The 20,197-nt window shown below is 55.1% G+C and carries 20 protein-coding genes and 1 tRNA gene; 14 read left to right on the forward strand and 7 right to left on the reverse strand.

Annotated features, from left to right (window positions below; all coding sequences use genetic code 11):
• The first annotated feature begins 167 nt into the window (after nucleotides 1-167).
• On the forward strand, nucleotides 168-590 hold the full coding sequence (locus M2352_RS18455) for a hypothetical protein (RefSeq protein ID WP_264665973.1): 423 nt from the start codon (nucleotides 168-170) through the stop codon (nucleotides 588-590).
• Nucleotides 587-1,933, forward strand: a complete 1,347-nt coding sequence (locus M2352_RS18460; protein WP_264665974.1) for a relaxase/mobilization nuclease domain-containing protein — start codon at nucleotides 587-589, stop codon at nucleotides 1,931-1,933. The genes M2352_RS18455 and M2352_RS18460 overlap by 4 nt, the downstream gene beginning before the upstream one ends.
• A gap of 190 nt (nucleotides 1,934-2,123) precedes the next feature.
• On the opposite strand, the gene M2352_RS18465 is transcribed toward M2352_RS18460, so the two are convergent.
• On the reverse strand, nucleotides 2,124-3,134 hold the full coding sequence (locus tag M2352_RS18465) for a hypothetical protein (RefSeq protein WP_264665975.1): 1,011 nt from the start codon (nucleotides 3,132-3,134) through the stop codon (nucleotides 2,124-2,126).
• A 91-nt stretch (nucleotides 3,135-3,225) separates the two neighbouring features.
• On the reverse strand, nucleotides 3,226-4,107 hold the full coding sequence (locus M2352_RS18470) for an ArdC family protein (RefSeq protein ID WP_264665976.1): 882 nt from the start codon (nucleotides 4,105-4,107) through the stop codon (nucleotides 3,226-3,228).
• A gap of 534 nt (nucleotides 4,108-4,641) precedes the next feature.
• Between M2352_RS18470 and M2352_RS18475 the strand changes: the two genes are divergently transcribed.
• From M2352_RS18475 to M2352_RS18485, 3 genes are all read left to right on the forward strand, one after another.
• Entirely contained in the window at nucleotides 4,642-4,932 is a 291-nt protein-coding gene (locus tag M2352_RS18475; protein WP_264665977.1) for an XRE family transcriptional regulator, read from the forward strand.
• Between the two features lie 90 nt (nucleotides 4,933-5,022).
• On the forward strand, nucleotides 5,023-8,124 hold the full coding sequence (locus M2352_RS18480; RefSeq protein ID WP_264665978.1) for an HsdM family class I SAM-dependent methyltransferase: 3,102 nt from the start codon (nucleotides 5,023-5,025) through the stop codon (nucleotides 8,122-8,124).
• Entirely contained in the window at nucleotides 8,105-8,749 is a 645-nt protein-coding gene (locus M2352_RS18485) for a hypothetical protein (protein WP_264665979.1), read from the forward strand. Before M2352_RS18480 ends, M2352_RS18485 begins: the two co-directional genes overlap by 20 nt.
• A gap of 113 nt (nucleotides 8,750-8,862) precedes the next feature.
• Here the strand turns inward: M2352_RS18485 and M2352_RS18490 are convergent, their stop codons facing one another.
• The 4 genes from M2352_RS18490 to M2352_RS18505 form a co-directional block, all read right to left on the reverse strand.
• Nucleotides 8,863-9,576, reverse strand: coding sequence for a hypothetical protein (locus M2352_RS18490; protein ID WP_264665980.1), 714 nt, complete (start codon nucleotides 9,574-9,576; stop codon nucleotides 8,863-8,865).
• The gene (locus M2352_RS18495) at nucleotides 9,557-10,306 is read right to left on the reverse strand and encodes a hypothetical protein (protein WP_264665981.1); all 750 of its coding nucleotides are present in this window, start codon (nucleotides 10,304-10,306) and stop codon (nucleotides 9,557-9,559) included. The genes M2352_RS18490 and M2352_RS18495 overlap by 20 nt, the downstream gene beginning before the upstream one ends.
• A 61-nt stretch (nucleotides 10,307-10,367) precedes the next feature.
• Nucleotides 10,368-10,949 (reverse strand): hypothetical protein, encoded by a 582-nt coding sequence (locus M2352_RS18500; RefSeq protein ID WP_264665982.1) that lies wholly within the window; start codon nucleotides 10,947-10,949, stop codon nucleotides 10,368-10,370.
• A gap of 13 nt (nucleotides 10,950-10,962) precedes the next feature.
• A complete protein-coding gene (locus M2352_RS18505; protein WP_264665983.1) occupies nucleotides 10,963-11,679 on the reverse strand; it encodes a hypothetical protein in 717 nt (238 codons plus the stop codon).
• Nucleotides 11,680-11,969: 290 nt separating this feature from the next.
• Between M2352_RS18505 and M2352_RS18510 the strand changes: the two genes are divergently transcribed.
• The 9 genes from M2352_RS18510 to M2352_RS26630 all read left to right on the forward strand — a co-directional run bounded on the left by M2352_RS18510 (nucleotide 11,970) and on the right by M2352_RS26630 (nucleotide 20,122).
• Nucleotides 11,970-12,518 carry a recombinase family protein gene (locus M2352_RS18510; protein ID WP_264665984.1) on the forward strand — a complete coding sequence of 183 codons (549 nt, stop codon included), beginning with the start codon at nucleotides 11,970-11,972 and terminating at the stop codon, nucleotides 12,516-12,518.
• A gap of 619 nt (nucleotides 12,519-13,137) precedes the next feature.
• Nucleotides 13,138-14,175: an ROK family protein gene (locus M2352_RS18515; protein WP_264665985.1), complete on the forward strand. Its 1,038-nt coding sequence runs from the start codon at nucleotides 13,138-13,140 to the stop codon at nucleotides 14,173-14,175.
• 3 nt (nucleotides 14,176-14,178) lie between these two features.
• The gene (locus tag M2352_RS18520) at nucleotides 14,179-14,793 is read left to right on the forward strand and encodes a hypothetical protein (RefSeq protein WP_264665986.1); all 615 of its coding nucleotides are present in this window, start codon (nucleotides 14,179-14,181) and stop codon (nucleotides 14,791-14,793) included.
• Nucleotides 14,794-14,973: 180 nt separating this feature from the next.
• Nucleotides 14,974-15,132, forward strand: coding sequence for a hypothetical protein (locus M2352_RS18525; RefSeq protein ID WP_264665987.1), 159 nt, complete (start codon nucleotides 14,974-14,976; stop codon nucleotides 15,130-15,132).
• 180 nt (nucleotides 15,133-15,312) lie between these two features.
• Nucleotides 15,313-16,866, forward strand: coding sequence for a type IV secretory system conjugative DNA transfer family protein (locus M2352_RS18530; protein WP_264665988.1), 1,554 nt, complete (start codon nucleotides 15,313-15,315; stop codon nucleotides 16,864-16,866).
• Complete coding sequence (locus M2352_RS18535; protein ID WP_264665989.1) at nucleotides 16,853-17,533, forward strand: hypothetical protein; 681 nt, start codon at nucleotides 16,853-16,855, stop codon at nucleotides 17,531-17,533. Before M2352_RS18530 ends, M2352_RS18535 begins: the two co-directional genes overlap by 14 nt.
• Nucleotides 17,534-17,672: 139 nt before the next feature.
• Nucleotides 17,673-18,110, forward strand: coding sequence for a hypothetical protein (locus M2352_RS18540; protein WP_264665990.1), 438 nt, complete (start codon nucleotides 17,673-17,675; stop codon nucleotides 18,108-18,110).
• 129 nt (nucleotides 18,111-18,239) lie between these two features.
• Nucleotides 18,240-18,524 (forward strand): hypothetical protein, encoded by a 285-nt coding sequence (locus M2352_RS18545; RefSeq protein ID WP_264665991.1) that lies wholly within the window; start codon nucleotides 18,240-18,242, stop codon nucleotides 18,522-18,524.
• A gap of 44 nt (nucleotides 18,525-18,568) precedes the next feature.
• Nucleotides 18,569-20,122 carry a recombinase family protein gene (locus tag M2352_RS26630; RefSeq protein WP_406567298.1) on the forward strand — a complete coding sequence of 518 codons (1,554 nt, stop codon included), beginning with the start codon at nucleotides 18,569-18,571 and terminating at the stop codon, nucleotides 20,120-20,122.
• Here the strand turns inward: M2352_RS26630 and M2352_RS18555 are convergent.
• A tRNA-Glu gene (locus tag M2352_RS18555) sits at nucleotides 20,082-20,157 on the reverse strand. The genes M2352_RS26630 and M2352_RS18555 overlap by 41 nt on opposite strands.
• Between the last annotated feature and the right edge of the window lie 40 nt (nucleotides 20,158-20,197).

The following is a 20,197-nucleotide window of genomic DNA, read 5'->3' on the forward strand; positions in this document are numbered from 1 at the left end:
GATCAGGCCAAAACATCCGGTCATTGACCGGATGTGGCGTCCATAGATAGCACCATTTCGAACGAGTTGTTCGAGACTCTGACGGAATGGAACACCTATCTGGAGCATCGCAAGGCGTCTGACCGGCTGGTGCCGCCATGCCCGTAAGAGACGTCCGTATCCATGCCATGCCCTTTGGCAGCGCCCCCGCGTCTGAACAGGCGGGGGCAAAGCGGAAACAGCGTGGCAAAACCCCTGCCCCGTTCTCGCTCCGTCTGACGTTCGAGGAACGGGCGGCGCTTGCGGTGGCAGCGGGTGCCGAACCGCTCGGCTGTTACATCCGCAGGCGCATTCTCGGTGACGACGTGACCTATTCACGCCGTCATCGCCGTGCCCCGGTGCAGGACCACGAAGCGCTTGGCCGAGTGCTGGGAGCGCTAGGCCAATCGAAGCTGGCAAGTAACCTGAACCAGCTTGCCAAGGCGGTGAACACCGGCACGCTGGAGGTGACGCCCGACTCGGAACAGGCAATCCGCGATGCCTGCGCCGATGTCCAGCGGATGCGGGCGGAACTGCTTCGGGCGCTCGGCTTGCCAGCGGAGACGCCGTGATCCTCAAGGCCAGTCAGCGGGGCGGCGGTGGCGAGCTTGCTCGCCACCTGCTGCGCCTCGATCAGAATGAGCATGTCGAAGTCCATGAGTTGCGCGGCTTCGTCGCCGACGATCTGCGCGGCGCGTTTCAGGAAGCCTATGCCCTGAGCAAGGGGACAAGATGCCGCCAGTTCCTTTTCTCGTTGAGCCTCAATCCCCCGCAGACGGCTGACGTGCCTGAAAAGGCGTTCAAGGACGCTATCCGCACGGTGGAAAAGGAACTCGGCCTGATCGGTCAGCCTCGCGCTATCGTCTTCCATGAAAAGGAAGGACGGCGGCATGCTCACTGCGTCTGGTCGCGGATCAAGGCCGATACCATGACGGCAGTCAACCTGCCGCACTTCAAGATGAAGCTGCGGGATATCTCCCGCGCCCTCTACGTCAAGCATAACTGGCGGATGCCTGAGGGACTGGTTGACCAGCGCGACCGCTCGTCGCTCAACTTCACCCGCGAGCAATGGCAGCAGGCGAAACGGGCGGGCCTTGATCCCAAGACGATCAAGAGCCTGTTCCAGCAGAGTTGGGCCGCGTCCGACTCGCTGGCGTCGTTCTCGCGGGCGCTGGAAGAGAAAGGCTTCTGGCTGGCGCAGGGCGACCGACGCGGCTTCGTCGCGGTCGATTTCCGGGGCGAGGTCTACAGCGTCGCCCGCACGGTCGGGACGCCGACCAAGACGGTGAATGCGCGGCTGGGCGACTCGGCCAAGCTGCCTTCGGTCGAACAGGTCAAGGCGACCATCACCCAGAAGATGACCGAGGCAATACGGGCGGACATCCGCACCGCTGAACGCGCCTTCGCCGAGCAAAGCACCGGGCTGGCGCTCAAGCGCCGGGAGGTGGTCAGCCAGCAGCGGGCCGAACGGCAGAAGCTCAAGGAACAACAAGAGCAACGCCGGGTGCGGGAAACCAAGGAACGGGCTGCGCGGCTACACACAGGGATGCGAGGGCTATGGCAGAGGTTCACCGGGCGCTATGGCAAGATCAAGCGGGAGAATGAACAGCAGGCACAGCAAGCCCGCCTGCGCGACCAAGGGGAAAAGGAATCGTTGATCGCCAAGCAACTGGCCGACCGCCGCACCCTCCAGCGTGATATCCGGGAAGCCAAGAGCGCATATGATCAGAACATGAAAGAGCTATACCGGGATGTAGCTCAGCTTACCCAGACACAGGGCCAGCAGCAGACGCCAGTTCAGGAACCATCCCGTTCCGCTGCGGAGAAAGAAAGGCCACCGATTCAGCTAAACGCTGACCGCACCAGCGAGAATACCCGCAGCGAAGGGCGCGGCAGGCGGCGAGAACCAAAATAGTGCGAAAAACAACGCAATGGGCTGTGGGTAATTGGCCTGCCGAAGTGCCCTTCACATGGCGGCGTAGGCAGGCCAATTACCCACAGCCGTCGCTCAAGCGAAAATCATAGCCTATCTTGAAAGGTGGCACGGCCTTCCAATTTCATTGTCAAAAAATGTTATTACAGATTTTTTGCATTCAAAATATGTATTAAGCTACAATTTGCTTCACTAGCCAGAGAGGTAATTTACTATTCTTAAAATCCCACTCCGAAAGAGGAGAAAACCACTCAGGAGCTGCTTCCCCTTTAAGTTGAATAACTTGATCGCCTTCCACTGTTCTATGAGTAAAATAATTAGAAAATATTCTGCTTGCTATTCCCACAAAATTAAAACCTTCTTCAGAGATTTCTTGAGGATACGCACAGAATTCAATTCCTTGGAAAACATCCTCACTTCTAATTGCACGAGCCCCATCGGTCACCCAATCACCATAATGCATCAAGATCCAAGCCAATTTTTGGTCTCTAGAATCCGTGAGTTCTGTAGTATCGCTGAATATCTTAACTGCTTGAATTGTAAATTCTGCCTTTCCATCGTCATATAAACAAACAGATTTTTCTTGATCCGCCTCAAATCTCAGCCTGAGAGGAGCAATCGTCCCTATATGAACATCACCAAGTTTTCCCATTAGGTTTGCCTTCATGGCATCACCCATTGTAATTACTAAACCGCCATTTTTTGTTTTGAACTGTTCTGGCGAAATCAGCGTCCAAAAATTCCATTTTGACCAAAAGAAAGCTATCTTTAACGGAACCTTCACAAGATCGGCGTATGATTGAATACTATTTAAGTATGCTGGCGTTAGTTTCGCTTTCTGCCTAAGCGGATCCCTACAAAAGACACTTTTTACCTCGACTAGCCATTGATCTCCATCATTAAGCACGATTCGGAAATCTGGGGCGCGAAGTTGATTTGAGGAATGAACTCTTCCAATATCCTCAGTTTTAAATAAATTGTATTTCCCAAGACTAATTACAGTTGCTTCAAAAAGGCTTTCTACGCGATTACCGTACAAGAGAGTTTTATCATCAAGCGCTTCTTTGACTTTATTTTCTGCATTTTCCATGAAACTGGAGATGAATTCTGTAGAATTCAGAGGAATGCCGCTCTCTTTTGCGAAATTTGCAATTGGCGCAATAAAATCAAACGGCTTATTCATGTCTATCCCCCGGAAAAATATGCTAAAATCTTATAAGAAAACAGGCTGACGCAGCAAGCCTGCCGCGCTAGCCTGATCCTCTGGCTGCTTCCTATTGCAGCCCATGCAGGTAATCGACTGCGCGCTGAGCCTCTGCGGCGGCGGTGAAGATCGCCCGTTTATCATCCTTCAGCACCTTGAGCCATGACGCTATATAGGCGGCGTGATCGTCCCGCACGTCCGGCACAATGCCGAGGTCGGCAGACAGAAAGGCCGAACCAAGCTCGGCGACCAGCTCTTCGGCTGCGTAGCCTTCATCGCCCCAGCGCTTGCGGCCGAGATCGCGGTTCAGCCGGGATGGGTGTTTCGTCCAATGGGTCGTTTCATGGGCAAGCGTCGCATAATAGCTCTCGGCGTCCCGGAAGGTGACGAACTCCGGCATCTGCACATAGTCGGGCTGGGCGGCGTAATAGGCGCGGTTGCCGCCATGCCGAATGTCGGCCCCGGTCCCGGCGAAGAAGCGTTCCGCCTGCTCGATCCGCTTCATCGGGTCAGGGACCGGCGCCGCAACGGCTCGATACTGCTCGGGCAAGCCGTCGATCTGCTCGCAGTTGAAGACGGTATAGCCTTTCATGAACGGGATTTCCCGCTCGATCTCGTCCCCTGTTTCCGTAGTTTCGGTGCGGGTGAAACGGTCGGCGAACACCACCAGCGACCCGGCTTCGCCCTTCCGGACTTGCCCGCCGAGCTGCTGGGCCTGCTGGTAGGTCATCCAGATCGGGCAGATAAAGCCCTTATCCGTAGCATCGTTCCACAGCATAAGCGTGTTGATTCCACGGTACGGCGTGCCGTTGTGCCTGAGCGGCCTGACGATCCGCCCAGCGGCATGTTCCGCACTCCATGGCTTGAACCAAGGGCGAACCCCCTGTTCAAGATCGGCGATGATGCGGTTGGTGATGCGGGTATAGGCGTCGGCTCTTTCATGGTTAGACATTTTCTTTCCCCTTTCCTCATGTTTGGGTTGCACATGCAACCCGAAGCGAGGCCCGCGCCGGGGAGCGGGGAGTCCGGGGTCAAGCCCGGATAGCCGGGAGGGGAATCGCCCGGCCTGCACGACCGCAGGGAGGAAGGTTGGGGATACCTGGCTGTCCGCCTGCATGGCGGGAAAGGCTTTACACCGGCAGGGGCGCAGTCCCTCTCCTACTCAAGGAGACAGAGGCGAAGCCTTCATCAGCTCCGACATGGGGAGGAACAGGGAGCGTCTACACAGAAGCCCGCCCAGCCCTTCGCCAGCCATGTGGGGGCGCTCCGGCAGGCGGGGACGACGGTTACAAAGGCCGATAGGCAAGCACACCGAGCCATTGCTGCGGATACTTGCTCGTACTCGAGCTCCACAGAAACTAAGATGGTACAGCTAAAATTCTTCTTCATTGTCTAAGGTATAACTATGAAGATCATCACGTAAGAATGCGATTGCTAACACATAATTTTATGTGTTAGGCTCATGAAGCCATGGATGAATAACGCTGTGACATACGACGACTTCATCACCGAACTTAATAAGGCGGGCCTCAGTGTCCGACGCTTCGCAGAACTTATGAGCATGCAGCCAAATTCCGTTTCCAATAACAAGAAGAAAGGCGATGTCCCAGTCCATCTCGCAGTGATCGCGAGCCTGCTTGCCGAAATGGCGAGTCGGGATATTGACTACGCTCCTATTTTCGAGCGCCTTGAACTCGGGAGGAAAAAGCCTCGTGGGGGCGCCAAGTTAGGCAAGTTCGCTGGCAATCCCCAAGGAATGCTGGAGCTGAAAAAATGACCTGCCGCTGGTCAAGGGTCAAATTGTTCTTGATGCGTTCCGATCTGTGCGGTACACGCACCTATCCCATGAAGCGAGAGGAGGCGAAGCGTGGCGAATAGCTTTGCTTCGCACTGGCAGGAGGCTCTTGCTCTTGAGCGCCGGATGGCACCCGAGTTTTACACATCTCTTTCCGAGGTGGAACCGGGGCCGCACTCAGATGCAATCCGCTTTGCACTGACCGATCTCGGACTAGCTGCTGTATTTTGCATTGAGGGCGTCCCTACAGTCGGATTCCTGAACGAGCCGGATGTTTCGCTCGACCGGATTGACGAACTACACCGGGTTCTCTGGAATCAGGGCCTTATGAGCCTGTTACTCGTTCTAAAGGAGGATGAACTTGTCGCCTATTCGCTCGTTCAGAGGCCATTCCAGCGCGAGTTAGGTCAGCGAAATGATCCTCGCTTGATCATGACGCTATCAATTCTATCCGATGCACTGAAACTCCGTGAGTTGATCGACTCTACAGAGTCAGGACGGTTTTGGTTCGAGAACGACAAATATTTCGACCCAGATGATCGCGTCGATAGCGTACTGCTGTCGAATCTGTTGGAAGCATTCCGGGACATGCGTGGCGACCTTGGCAACGAGGCTGCCCAGGCGCTCCTGATGCAGACGATGTTCATCGCCTATCTGGAAGATCGCAAGATTATCAAAGAAGCGGTATTCCAAGACGCTTCCGAGAAAAAATGCTCCAGCCTCGCGGAGATGCTGGAGGCGGATTCACCTGCCCATTTCGAAAAGCTCTTCATATGGCTGAAAGATGCTTTCAACGGCAATCTGTTCAACGCCCCTTGTGCGTTTGAGACAGGTGATGGAACACCACCAAAACTAACGGTGCGACATCTGCGAACGTTGGCACGCTTCCGGCATGGACGGGAGGAGATGGCTTCTGGACAGCTCCGTCTGTGGGGTTACGACTTTCAATACATGTCGATTGGCCTCATCAGTGCGGTCTATGATCGTTTTCTGAAGGAAGAGGCTGAAAAGAAAAGTGCCGATGGCGCTTTCTACACTCCGATGTTCTTGGCAGATGCCGTTGTCAATCAGCTCTGGGATGATTTGTCTGATGAGCAAAGGACAAAGGGCATCTTCTGCGATCCGGCATGCGGTTCGGGGATTTTTCTTGTCCGGCTGTTTCAGCGCCTTGTCTCATATCATTGCCGCAGCAGAAATAAACAGCATGCCCAATGGAATGAATTGAAGTTAATTGCGCAGCGATTGCATGGGGGAGACATCAATCCCTCTGCTGTACGCGTGGCCGCCTTCTCACTCTACATCGCATTGCTTGAGCAATCTAACCCGCCCGATCTACCTGCGCTTCTGAAAGCCGGGAAGCTTTTGCCGTCGCTCTACGGTGACACACTGCTCCCGGCGTCGGATTTCTTTGCAGTTGCGGATTTGCCGAAGTTCGATGCTGTCGTCGGAAATCCGCCTTGGAAGGGACGGAGCGGACAAGTTACAACCGCTCAGACATGGGCAAAGACGAACGGATATCCTGACCCTGCCAAAGATATTGCTTGGGGTTTTGTCTGGAAGGCATTGAAGGTTGTCAAGACAGATGGTCTTGTTGCTTTTCTATTGCCAGCTATGGGAGTTCTCCATAATACCTCGAGAGAGGCTCAGGAGGCACGCCGTCGACTTCTTCGTGACACTAGGGTCCGGCGAATCGTAAATCTCTCAGATCTTTGTTTCCAGTTGTTTGATGGTGCGCAGCGGCCGACAGCGCTTGTTCTGTATGCGCCAGCGAAGAGCAAACAAGATCACTATCGATTCGAGTATTGGGTTCCGAAAGCCGATCTTAATTTGCGTCTCAAGCGACTGATGACTTTGTCACGCGCTGATCGCCTTCGATTTCGTTCGGATTTGGTCGGCAAAGATCCTTCGCTGTTCAAGCGGCGGCTGTGGACGCGTGGTCCGGAAGAAACACTACTTCAGTATTTGCAGACCATCCCCGCACTGAACACCTTCATTAAGGAATACAAGGACGTTCGTAAGGCTAATGCCACGGTTGATCGGAAGGTGGATTGGGTAATTGGGCAGGGCTTTAAGCCTGCCCAGGAAGATCGAATGAGCGATCCTAAGTACGACACTACGACAGCGGAAGTCGTCACCCAGTTTCCATTCCTAAATGCCCGTGCTTTCCGACCGATAGCTATGCCGACGATTGAAGCTGCTCCTTGGTCAAGCTCAATCGTTCATCGCGCGGGCTTTATCGAAGGTTTTATCGGCCCGCACATCTTGATCCCGCAGGGTGTCGAGCGCTCTATTGGTCGAGTTCGCGCCACTTATTGTGAACAAAATATGGTATTTCAAGATTCAATCCAAGCTATTGCTTTTCCTAAAACGGAAAGACGCACAGCGAAAGTATTGACGGCTGTCCTGAACAGCAGTTTGGCGGCCTGGATTTATTTCCATGATACTGCTAACTTTGGTGCTGACCGCGCGAAGGTTCATCAAGGCGAATTGTTGAAGCTACCGTTTGACAAGCCGGAGAACATGCCCGATCCCAAGAGGGCTGCAATTGCCGAAGAGAAAATTATCCAACTGATCGATCAAGAAATTGCAAAGGCAGACGAATTTTTTTCGCTGCAATACGACCCTTTTGATGAAATTGATAGTCTAGTGTTCGAATACTACGGTTTCGACACGCGTGAAATTGCGCTGATTGAGGATACTTTCCAATACATCATTCCAGCGATGCAACCACGGCGCAGCGCGGGGCTACAGAAAATCTGGGCGAACAGTAGATATGAGCACCGTGCCGATTATGCAGCCATGCTTCGTAACGCCCTCGAGCCATGTTTTCGACAACCGATCCAAGCATCGCTTGCTGCTCGATCCGGAGATATTGCGATTTTGAAGCTAACTATTGCCGACGGAGATGGCGAATACAAGGAGGAAGTGTCTCCCGAGGTAGGAGAATTCCTTCAGTCGATTCAATCCAATCTGCCAATACGCTTGCCGGGCAACGTGCAGCTGGTACCGGACCTGCGCTTTGTGATCGGAAGTGACATGTATCTGGTTAAACCAATGCAGCTTCGACACTGGTTGAGATCGACAGCGTTGGCAGACGCAGAACAGATTGCAGCCGAATTTGCAGCGGCTGTTGCTCGCCATGGTCAGAGTGGTGATGAATATGCTGACTGGTGATCTAAATGCATGGCTCCCTCAATTTCGAGGCCTTGAAGAGCGAGTCGCCGATGCGGTCGAGGCCGCTTGGCCCGTCTGTATTGCGCCGCTTCAATCTAAAAAGGATGCAATGACGCATGAAGATCATATCACTGAACATCTTGTTAAATCGTTGATCCGAACGAAACGGATGCCGGGACGGATCATCTATCAGTATACATTATTAGCAGAAGATGACAGTGGGAACGTATCGTCGCCAAGTAATATCGACTTTGTCTTAACCATCGGTGATGATGAGGATGTCTATTTAGCCTGCGAATGCAAACGGCTGAACGTTCCTTACAAGACAGGAGTGCGCGCCTTAGTCGGCCAATATGTCGATGAAGGGCTGATGCGATTCGTAACCGGCCAGTATTCCAATGGACTGCCATTGGCGATGATGCTCGGATACGTTATGAATGCAAAAACGGATGTGGCAAGGCGTGGCGTCAAAAGGATTTTGGCACTTCGATCCGCCACCGTTGGGCTACAGTCCGAACGGGATGTTCCTGTTGTAAATGGCCGACCTGTTCGCTTCCATACGACACATACTTGTATTCCAGGCTACGTAGTTGAGATAGCTCATACCTTTTTAGCTTGGCCTTAGCTAAAGAAACATTAGCACCTACCGCTGGGAGGAACGAAAGTGGGGCTTGCATGGATACCCCGCCCTTGCCTTAGCCAGCCATATGGGGGCACTTCGGCGGGCGGGGACGACGGTTACAAAGACCGGTAGACAAGCACACCGAACCAGCCGCACAATCCGGCAAGGCCGGGAAAAATCAAGAATGCGAACAGCAGCGTCCCAAGAAGGCAGATCGTGAGCTTTGTACGTTCTGTCACCATGTAAAACGCACCATATAGAGAAACCATCCCTGCAAAACCGCAAAAGTATGCAATCGCTCCGAGCGTAATAAAGAGGCTTCCAATCTGGGCACCCAATTTTCCAATCTCAGTTTTCATCGCAAATGCATAATTCATAACCGAATACACTATTTCATAGAAGAAAACAGGGATATCCCAAACTATGAACTTTAACGAGACAGCCGCTATATAAGCCGCATAATTGTAAAAGAAATTCGATGAACTGGCTAAGGTGCTCCAAGTCTCCGAGCTTGCGGGTTTGGGATGGACCAAAACCCCGACGTACCATAGATACACGCCAGAAAGTATGGGCATTATTATAGTTACGAATATGCCCGCGAATAAAAGCTCCAGCAAGCCGCCCTGTGAGTTAGATGGTGTCCCATCATCATAATACTCTAATTCCGGGTAGGTATTATCATCATATGGAGCCGTCGTTCCGTTGTTCCGATACGTCCTCGTGGTTTTCCAGACAAGCCGCTGCTTGAGCATAACCAGCCCTCCAATTTTATTGCTGCGCGGAAGAGAAAGACTGAGTTTCAGAAGGCTGCTAACCAGAAACCAGCTCATAGAAGCGCCAACCGTCCGAATACTTCACACCCTTGATTTCAAAGTCCTTTGTCAGATCATTGCCGTATTTGTTTTCAATCGGCTGGGCGGCAACCATAGTGAAATCGAGCTTCAGCTTGACATTAATATGAGAGACGATCTTGCCGTCCTTGTCCGGCGCTGGGTCGGTGTAGTTCATCACCTCCTGAAACAGCCATTGCCCCGTCAGGCAAGCTGTTCCCTCCTTCCACACACCCGCGCTTTTCCCCTTGTCCGTCAGGACAGTCACCGCGCCGTTCCGGCGGATTTCCTCGAAGATGGTCCACAGCTCATCTCGGGATTTGGGCTCATAAAGCGCGCCCGGTTTGCCGGCAGGCGCTCCCTTGAACACGCTCTCGCCGGGATAGCCGCCCTGATAAATGTTGACGTACCCACCACTCAGCAGAATGCCGATGATTAGGCCGTCTTCCGCCTCCCAGTTCATGAACATCTCTTCGGCAAGCACGAAGCGATCCGGCCTGTTGGTTTCCTTGATCTTCGCCTGTGGCAGACAGTGCCGAACCTTGCCTTTCGACATGAGATGATCTTTGACCGCGTTCTTGATCACCGAATCCGACAGGCCATTGCCGCAGCCCGCCAGCCCGAGACAGACCAACCCACTCATGAGAAGGCGCGCCATGCTGCCCGGCTGAACCGGCGCAGCAGGCTTCAGGCGATAACGCGAAGGGCGAACGCGCTCGATCATCTTCATTTTGCTGATAGCTCCGGTGAAGCTGGATTAACTGGAAATTGGTTAACTGGATGGGTGCGGCCTACGGAGGCGGAACGCGCGTCGTGACCAGCCCGGCGGGAACGGCGCTTCCGTCCTCGAACCGCCAACCGCTTCCGTCCTGTGTCTGGTAAATCCGCCGACCGTCCGGCAGCCGCCATGCCCGCGCCTGCACGGCCTTGAGATTGGCGTCGGCGCTGGACTGGTCGCGCTCGGCCTGCTCCTTGGCGCGTCGCGTCGCCTCGTCCAGCAGATCGGCCTTGTTCGCCACCCGCTCACGCAGGAGCCTCATCCCCTCGTCCTTGTTCGCCCCGCAGCGCTTCTCCATCATCGCCATGACGATGCGGGCGGGGTCCTCGTCGGGGAACTTGGTCGCGTTGCGGAAGATGGCGGTATTGCCCGCTGCCGGGTCTTGGCCGTACCAGCGGGTGACGCAGTTCGAGCGAACCGTCGTGCCGTCCGTTTCCTGAAAATGCCGGGCGATGGCGGCAACCACCTGCCCCAGATAGCTGGTCTGCTGCGGGGCCGGGAGGTCGATGAGCTGCTTGCCAGTCTGGGCCGGTGCGGCACCGGCAAGGCCGAACGCCAGCACGCCGACAAGGGCGCAAAGATGATCGAGTTTCATGGAAGGTCATCCCCTATGGATGGGTCGACAGTGAAGGCATCGCCACCCTCGGGGCGGCGGTCGGGGTGAGGTTCACGCTGGAAACCGAAAGGTCATCGTCCGCGCGGGCGTCCCTTACGGCTCGCGCCTCTGGTTCTGGCCGTTCAGACATCAGCCGGTCACGTTCCTTCCGAACGGCGGCAGGGGTATCCCGGTCGAGGTCACTTTCTAACCGCTCAAGCTCTTCCTGACTGAGGCTCTCGGGCTTTGCCTTGCTCAACAGGGCCTGTGTGGCCTGAAGGCGCTGCTGGAAGCGCTCGATCTCCTCGACGCTCAGGCGGGCTTGTTCGTTGGCTTCGTTGGCGGCTTGGTAGCTTTCCCACGATGGAGAACCCTCAGCCCATTTGATCCGAGCTGCATCGGTCGCAGGAATCTGCGCTCCGTCCTCCGTATATGCATTGCCGTCTTTATCCCTATAGACGCGCCGTCCATCGGGCAGAACCGTGGCTTGATTTTGGATAGTTTTCAGGGCTTCGGCGGCAGTGATCTGATTTTGCCGGGCTTTTTCCAAGGCAATCTCAGTCGCCTCGGCGGTGGTGTTCACAAAATAATTGACGCGCTCGAACGTCTCTTCCCACACCATCATGAGAAGGTCGAACATCTCTGTAACGTCGAGCTTGCTTTTATCGTCTTCTTCAGCCCTGAGCTTTTTCGTCCTGTCCAGCTCCCGGCTTGCGGCCTCGTCGGCCAACTCCTTCAAGCGTGAGCGGTGCTGTTGCTCAAGGGTTCCCTTTCGGACACCTGTGGGGAATGATGATGCGTCCCTGTCCTTCTGAATGATACAGCTTATGGCTGAGTATTAGCAAAACATTAACTAGTCTCTTATAGTATAGGCTGATAGTTCTGAAGAGGAGATAAGGCGATGAGCGGGAACGTTCAAAAAGGAACCGTTTCGATCACATGAACTCACTATATCCGGTAGCCCTGTAGCCAGCAAGGTTACTCGTGGACGCATATGTGGCAATTATGGAGTGGCAGCGTATGAGGATCGGGTACGCCCGCGTTTCGACCGAAGACCAGAGCTTGGACTTGCAACGCCGCGCCCTGCTGGCCGCAGGCTGCGAATCCGTGTTCGAGGATCACGGCATATCCGGCGCAGCGGTGCGCCGCCCCAACCTCGACCGGGCGCTCGCCGCGCTCAACCCCGGTGACGTGCTGGTGGTTTGGAAACTGGATCGGCTCGGCCGGTCGCTCATTCATCTGGTCGAGACGATCAAGACGCTCGGCGAACGGGACATCGGCTTCCTATCCCTCAACGACAACATAGACACGACCTCACCCGGCGGCCGCCTCATGCTCCACGTCCTCGCCGCCTTCGCCGAGTTCGAGCGCGAGTTGGTGTCGGAACGCACCCGCGCCGGGATGCAGGCCCGCAAGGCACGGGGCGAGCCAGTGGGGCGGCGGCGCAAGCTGCTACCGCAACAGGCCGAACAAGCCCGGCAACTCCTTGAACAGCCGGGACGCACAAAAACCGCCGTTGCCCGCACGCTCAACGTCAGCCGTGCTACGCTGCATAGGGCGCTTCAATAGTTACATATGTTCGTACGCTGATGCACCGGGCGAGCGGTGCTCGTGATGAACCGGCGATACGGTTCAATGACCTTCCCCCGGCTCGATGCCGAGGGAAGGTCACAGCATCCGTTGGCGTTGCGGTCATGGTTTCCGTGGCCGCAACGCTTAGGGATGCCCAAGGGGGATGCAACGGGGGGCGGGACGCCCCCCTTGCCAAGATGCGTGTTGGACGTAGTACAACACACATCTTGCGCACAGCGGAAATCAGCCGGTTCTAATATGGTATATTTGGGGCAATAGGCTGTGTACCTTACTTCGCCCCTTCTCGGGGTATGGCTGCCTCGAACCGCTTCCTGCTGGCACGTTAACGGACAGGAAGACGCTGCCTCAAATCAGAAACACTGTTTGGACGCATGTGGATAGGGATCAGCGGCGATGACAAAGGGATATGGACGAAGCGATAGGCAATTCATCGGATTGCGCTCTACATACCCAAGCCTTCCTCCCCATGCCTCACTGATAAGGAAAAGGCCCCCTCGTCCCGAGCCTTCTTTACGGACTAGCGGCTTGGGAATACATCAAGTCCGGAATGATTCGCCCTAAGCTCCACCGCTGGCGATCCAATTGAGCAAGAACGATGAATAGCTCCAAATCCAAAATTCTCAGCGAGAAAATTATTGCCGCTGTTGCGGTAGAAGATCAGCACATCTTCTTGACTTTTGCGAGGGGAGTGGAATTTTCCGAGCAACCTTTTGATTCAAAAAATGCGAAACTGTTCTTTAAGTATGAAACAATATCAGAGCCGAGAATTATCCAGAGAGATAAAAATACTTACGATGAATCAGGATCAGGTGAGTATTTTTTTAGCAAAATTCTTATACCTATTGTCTCTGATTTTATTGATGAATTTGGCGGTGTCGTTCCAGATATTCTTGGGATAAGTACATTTGGTACTATTGAGCCTGCCAGAAATTTTATTCAATTCACCCCAGGGCATGGGCCTAATCTGGGGAAAATCGAGAAAATTGATCTTACAAATGAACTTCGATCAAAAGGCACGCGGATCGTAGTCGACAACGATGCTACAGCAGCAGCATTTGGCGAATATGTATTTGGAGCTGGAGCAAAGCACTCGACCTTTGCCTATGTTCAGGCAGGAAGAGGACTTAATGCAGGTATTATCTTTAATGGTAAGCCTCTGCGAGGTCGGCTAAATCCTGAGATAGGCCACCTTACAGCAAGTCGGTATTCACGAGACTCCATTCCAGATCCACACCTTGGGAACTGTGGATCACATCGCGCTTGCCTGAACGGCCTCGGAGGACTCCGCGCCCTACGTGAACGCATGAATGAACACAATTGGACGGAGGATCGGGGAGTTGATGCAATGAGTTACTACATTGCCCAACTTTGCGCCGCTGTTACTCTCATGATGTCGCCTGATCGTATTGTTGTGGGAGGGCAATCAACCCGATTGCATTTTAGAGAGCATCTTTTTCAGAAAATTCGCTATTACTACAAAGATATAGTAAGAGGCTATCCCGGATATGATGATGATCGAATATCTCGGAATATAATTATCCAAGCGAAGCTCGGAGACCAAGCGGCGCTCTTAGGGATATTGGAAATCGCTCGCCGATCAATCCTGCCACTGCACGAACTAAGGGTGAAATAAACTATGAAAAAGAAAGAAGTCATTGCAGAGAATGGCACGAAAGAATATCAGAAACAAGACATGCCAAAGAGAATGCGTGACTTCAATGATTATCTGAATGACGTTTCTTCAGATAATAATGGAAATTATGTTTTCATTGATGATAATATTTCATCTATGGAAGCAGAAAAGCAAAAGCGTATTAACGCGTTGAAAGAGATTTACGGATGCAGTGACAAAGAAGCTGAGAAGGCCGATAGCTATTTGATGCTAGAATTTTCTTCGGCCGCTCGGTCTCAAGAATTGCCAATCTTGAATTTGCCAGAACGGCCAAAACGTGAAATTCGTAATCGCGAGAATATTATTGACTATTTGCGTGATGACGAAGGGTTTGGCCCTTGGCTTGCAGCTAATGCTTTGACACGCCCGCTGTTGCGTGAGCTATCCCCCAAGGCAGACATGGCCCTTTCTAATTGGCTGCGCAAAAACAAATTACCTGAAGACATTCGCATTCCTACGAAATCAGAAGTCCTGAGCCAGAAACAAAGAGTTTTATCCGAGACGGATCAAGCTGCTGCTCGTCGTGCTGCCGCCGCCAGGATGTATACCCTACGACATAGCCAGCCCAAGAACAAATAAATATACGCAGAAAGTTTGAACATTTGACGTTGACGCGCAATGATCTGCGTGCCATCGTGTTGGCATGCTCGGTTGCCAGCGCAAAAATCAATCCAATTCAGTTAAAACACCAACTTTAAGGGATGGTTATAACGCGCAGTCAAACTGAGGCAGATAATAATCCTTCAAGAGGAAATAATCATGCCCCTTGATGATGAACAGAAAAGTGTTATCAACCACTACCGGATCAAAAATAATCTTGATCCTTCACTTATCTCTGACGATGAAATCTGGAATATGATCCCTATCGGTCTCTGGGATTATTTTCATCCAAAACACCCGGCTAACGAAGACTCCTAGCCGTATCGAAAGCGTCCCACCACCTTACTAATGGCGGGACGCCCCCCTCTAATTTTCTGAGAACTACTTTATCGTTTCACAAATATGTGAACCGGATAGAGAGATACGCGCTTCCATATTAGATTTATTAAAAATTTTATTACGAACTGTTTTGTTTAGAAAATAAAGAGGAGTGGGGAAATGAATGCTTATACCCGCCTTTCCTTGAAATTACTCGATGATATCCCGCGCGGTGCGCCGCGTCGCGGGGGGATTGAAACCCGGCTCGATGACCACATTTCGCCCCGCGCCCAGTTCCGCGACCCTGCGACCATCATTCGCTCCGACATCTTCAAGCGTTCCGGGGGCAAGCTGCATCTGGGCGTGATCGGCGGCACCGTCGAAACCGTCAAGCTGCCCGATGGCCGGGTTGAGCGGCATGTCATGGGCGGGCACGGCGTCAGCCTCGGCGACGACCGCCACGCGGCGACCGTCGCGGGAAGCCGGTCGGGGAAAGGCCGCTGCGTCATCGTGCCGACGCTGCTCGACTATGAGGGCAGCGTCCTTGCGACCGACCCCAAGGCCGAGCTGTTCAACGTCACCGCTGAACGCCGCGCCAAGGGGCTGGGGCAACGGGTGGTCGGCCTCGATCCGTTCGGGATTTCCGGCCCCCACGTTGCCGCCTACAGGGGCGGCTTCAATCCCATGACGATCCTGAAGCCCGACAGCCCGACCTTGATCGAGGATGCCGGGTTGATCGCTGACGCGCTCGTGGTTCCCAGCGGCGGCGATTCGCATTGGGACGATAGCGCCCGGAACTGGCTCGAAACGCTCATCCTGCATGTCGCCACCCACGACGCCTATGAGGGCGAACGGAACCTCGTGACCATGCACCGGCTGTTGATGCGCGGGGCGGTGGCCGACGGGGTTTCGAGCTATGACGCGCTCGCCACGGAAATGCTCGGCAATGACGCGGCGTTCGGCGCGGTGCAGGAAGGGGCCAGCGACTTCTTCGACAAGCCGAAGGAAGAGCGCGGCTCGGTGCTCTCGACGGCCCGGCGGCACGCTAAGTTCCTGTCCTATCAGGCCATTCAGCGGGTTGTCAGCGCCCATGACTTCGATCTTGAGGATCTGAAGCGGGAGCGGCTCACCCTCTATCTGTGCCTGCCGGCGATGCGGCTCGGCACCTGTAACCGCTGGCTGCGCCTGTTCGTCAATCTGGCGCTCGCGGCCATGGAGCGCGTGCCCGTCAAGCCGGTGCCGCCGGTTCTCATGTGCCTCGATGAATTTGCCATCCTCGGGCACATGCAGACGGTGGAAAACGCCATCGGGCAGATTGCCGGGTTCGGCGTCCGCCTGTGGCCGATCCTGCAAGACCTGACGCAGTTGAAAGCGCTCTACCGCGAGCGTTGGGAAACCTTCCTCGGCAATGCGGGCGTCATTCAGTTCTTCGGCAACAATGACGCCTTTACGCTGGAATGGATTTCGAAGCGGCTCGGCAAGACCTCGCTGATTGTGACCCGCCGTTCCGAAGTGTCGGCGGACAGCCGCGAGCGGCAGGGCGTCAACGGCGAAAGCTGGTCGCTCGAAGTTCAGGACTTGATGACGCTCGAAGAAGTCAGCCGCTTCTTCGCCCGTGACGATCACCTTGCCCGTCAACTGGTCATCCGGGCCGGGGACGATCCCATCATCCTCCAGCGCTGCAACTACGACACCCATGAACTCTTCAAGGGGAAGTTCCATGCCGAACGCTAACGTCTCGGCCCGCATGCGCATGCTCGATTGCCGGTACACCTCGCCGCAGTCGCTCTACGCGCTGGCCGACCTCCAGCCGATTGCCCAAGTGGCGCTGTTCGCCTTGCTGCTGGGGCCGTGGTGGTTCCTGCTGTGGGCTGACCCGTGGCTCATGCCGTTGGGTAAGCGCGTCGTCCTCGCCATCTTCGGCTTCGGCGGCGCGGCCATCGTCTCCAAGGGCATCGCGATTCTCCTTCTCCGCTTCCTCGGTGGCTATACCCGGCACTTCAGGGGCTTCCGCAGACTGACCGGCGCTTTCGAGCCGGGGCGTGTCCGCCTGCTGGTCAACGGCGAATGGCTCAGCATCAACACCACCGAGCCGCATCAGTTCTCCATGCGCGAACACAGCGAGCGGATCGAGGAAGCGCGAGCGGAAGAACAGGCGCGGGCCTTCGGCTACGGTCAGCAGCCGGACTATTTCCGGCGCTCGTTCGAGATTTTCCTCGATCACGGTTTGGCCCGCACCCGCCTGGCTGAAATCGCCTTCGAGGATCAGGCGCGGGACATCGTGCGCCAGCTCCACGAACTCGACGCCTATGCCCGCAGCACTAGCGGGGCGGGCACGCTGACCCGCACCGCGAACCAGCCCGGCGCCGTGCCGCTCGGCAAGCGCCCTTCCCTCGACTGATACCCGATCCGAAAGCTCTGATTCTCGGATCGGGTATCGCCCGCGACGACGGGCGCGCGCTGAGAAGCGCGAAGCCTGCGTGGCGAATGAACGCAGCGCTCCGGCCGTCCCGGAGCGCGTCCCAAAGGAGACAACCGACATGGAAACCCGCTCTGAAGAAACGTCCTCGGTCTTCGTCAACCTGTTCCTCATGGCGCTTGCGTGGCGGATCGTGACGCTTGTGCCCGACTCTCTGGTTGCCACGGGCATTGGTGCCGTCTTTGCGTTGAGCGGCACCATGGAGCTGGTCGGGCATTTCAACCGGCTCCTTCGCATGCGCCGCGCCCATTCGCTGACCTTCGTGCCGCCGTTGTGGCTGGTCGGCTGGGTCGCTCTGGTCGCTGTCGCCACTCTGTTCGGCACTCCGCATGTGACCTTCAGCGAGAACCGCAACGCCTGCGCCTATTTCGGCTGGAACGGCGTCGTCCGCACCCCGCCGCCGTGCCCGACGCTGCGCTTCTTCCCGACCAGCGACCAGCCGGTGCAGCCCGATAACGGCATCCGCTACCGGCTCATCAGCAACCCGGCGAACCAGTAACGCCAAACTCTGGACAAGAGAAGAGCACAACCATAACGGTAGATAATAGGATTATATTCCTTGACTGTTCTTCTCTCGTTCTGTAATCTTTCACATTAACTTTGCCGTAAGGCAAGAAAGGAAAATGCTATGAGCAAAGATAACCTGCTCAGCCGAGATGAAACGCAAACCAACCCGATGAAGAATTTTACCCTGACGCAAAATCCGCCTTTTGATCTGGATGTCGAGAAATACCGCCCGGAAATCGCCGAATTCAATCTGACTGAGGAACAGGAAATCGAATTTCTGCAAACCCTCTGGTCTATCATGTACAGCTTCGTTGAGCTGGGTTTCTCGTACGATATCTGTGCGCACCTTACCGATAATTTCAATGAAGTCGCCAAAATTGATAACGAAGATGATAGGCTGAAATAGCCCATCACAACATCATCAACCATGGAAAAAAGGAAGGAAGCTCCATGATTCAAAATGAACAGAAAGCGGCAGTGATCTACTGCCGCGTCTCCAGCGTCAAGCAATCGACGCTTGGGGATGGCCTGCGGTCGCAGGAAACACGCTGCCGGGAATTCGCCCGCATGAAGGGCTATCATGTCGTGGAAGCGTTCCATGACGATGTGTCCGGCAGCCTGATCGACCGTCCCGGCATGAAGGCGATGCTCGCTTTCATCCGCAAACGTCGCGCCAAGGGCACCGTCGTTATCATCGACGACGTGTCACGTCTGGCGCGGGGCCTGCAAGCTCACCTTGAGCTGCGCAGCTCTATTGCCAACGCAGGCGGCATTCTGGAATCGCCCTCCATCGAGTTCGGCGAAGACTCCGACTCGGTGCTGGTCGAAAACCTGCTCGCCAGCGTCTCGCAGCACCAGCGCCAGAAGAACGGCGAACAGACCAAGAACCGCATGCGCGCCCGCCTCATGAACGGCTATTGGGTGTTCCAGCCTCCGGCAGGTTACAAGTATGAGCGCGTGACCGGCGGCGGCAGGATGCTTAAGCGCAATGAGCCTGTCGCCTCTGTCGTTCAGGAAGCGCTTGAAGGCTACGCTTTGGGCCGCTTCGAGAACCAAGCCGATGTCATGCGCTTCCTGCAAGAGCACCCCCTGTTCCCCAAGGACAGGACGCAGCGCGTCCGGCACCAGCGGGTGCATGTCCTGCTGAACCAGTGCGTCTATGCCGGGTATGTCGAAGCCCCTGAATGGGGCGTGTCGCTGCGGGTCGGCCAGCATGAGCCGCTTATCAGCTTCCAGACCTACCAGCGCATCCAAGACCGTCTGAAGGGCATTGGCCGCGCTCCGGCTCGAAAGAACCTCAATGAGGATTTCCCGCTTCGTGGCTTCGTCAGTTGCGGCGATTGCGGCGGCACGCTCACCGCCTGCTGGTCGAAGGGGGCGCATAGCTATCACCCCTATTACCTCTGCCCGAAACGCGGCTGTGCCAGCTATGGCAAGTCGATTCGCCGCGACCGGATCGAGGAGGAATTCGAGAAGCTGCTTCAAACCATGACGCCAAGCGCTACCGCGTTCAAGGTCGTCAAGGATATGTTCAAGAGCCTCTGGGATCGCCGGTCGATGCAGAGCGCGACCGAGACGAAGGCGCTCGGCGCAGAAATCGTCAAGATCGAACGGCAGGTCGAACAACTGCTCGAACGCATCCTTGAGACAAGCACGTCGAGCGTGATCGCAGCCTACGAACAGAAGGTGCAGAAGCTGGAGCGGGAAAAGCTGCTCATCCAAGAACGGATGGCAAATTCAGGTCGTCCGAAAAGCAGCTTTGATAGCACACTTAGAACGGCGCTTGAGTACCTGCTAAGCCCTTGGAAACTCTGGTGTTCCGACAAATTGGAAGATAAACGTACCGTGCTGAAACTGACCTTCGCGAACCACCTGAGCTACGTTCGGAACGAAGGCTTTAGAACACCTGATTTGTCCTTGCCCTTCAAGCTCTTAGGTGAGCTTTCAGGCCGCAAAAGCGAGATGGCGTCCCCGACGGGATTCGAACCCGTGTCGCCGCCGTGAAAGGGCGGTGTCCTAGGCCTCTAGACGACGGGGACGTCGTGCACGGCATTGTCTGCCGCGGCCGTCCGCATGGTG

The sequence above is a fragment of the Azospirillum fermentarium genome (assembly GCF_025961205.1).
In the GTDB taxonomy this organism is placed as follows: domain Bacteria; phylum Pseudomonadota; class Alphaproteobacteria; order Azospirillales; family Azospirillaceae; genus Azospirillum; species Azospirillum fermentarium.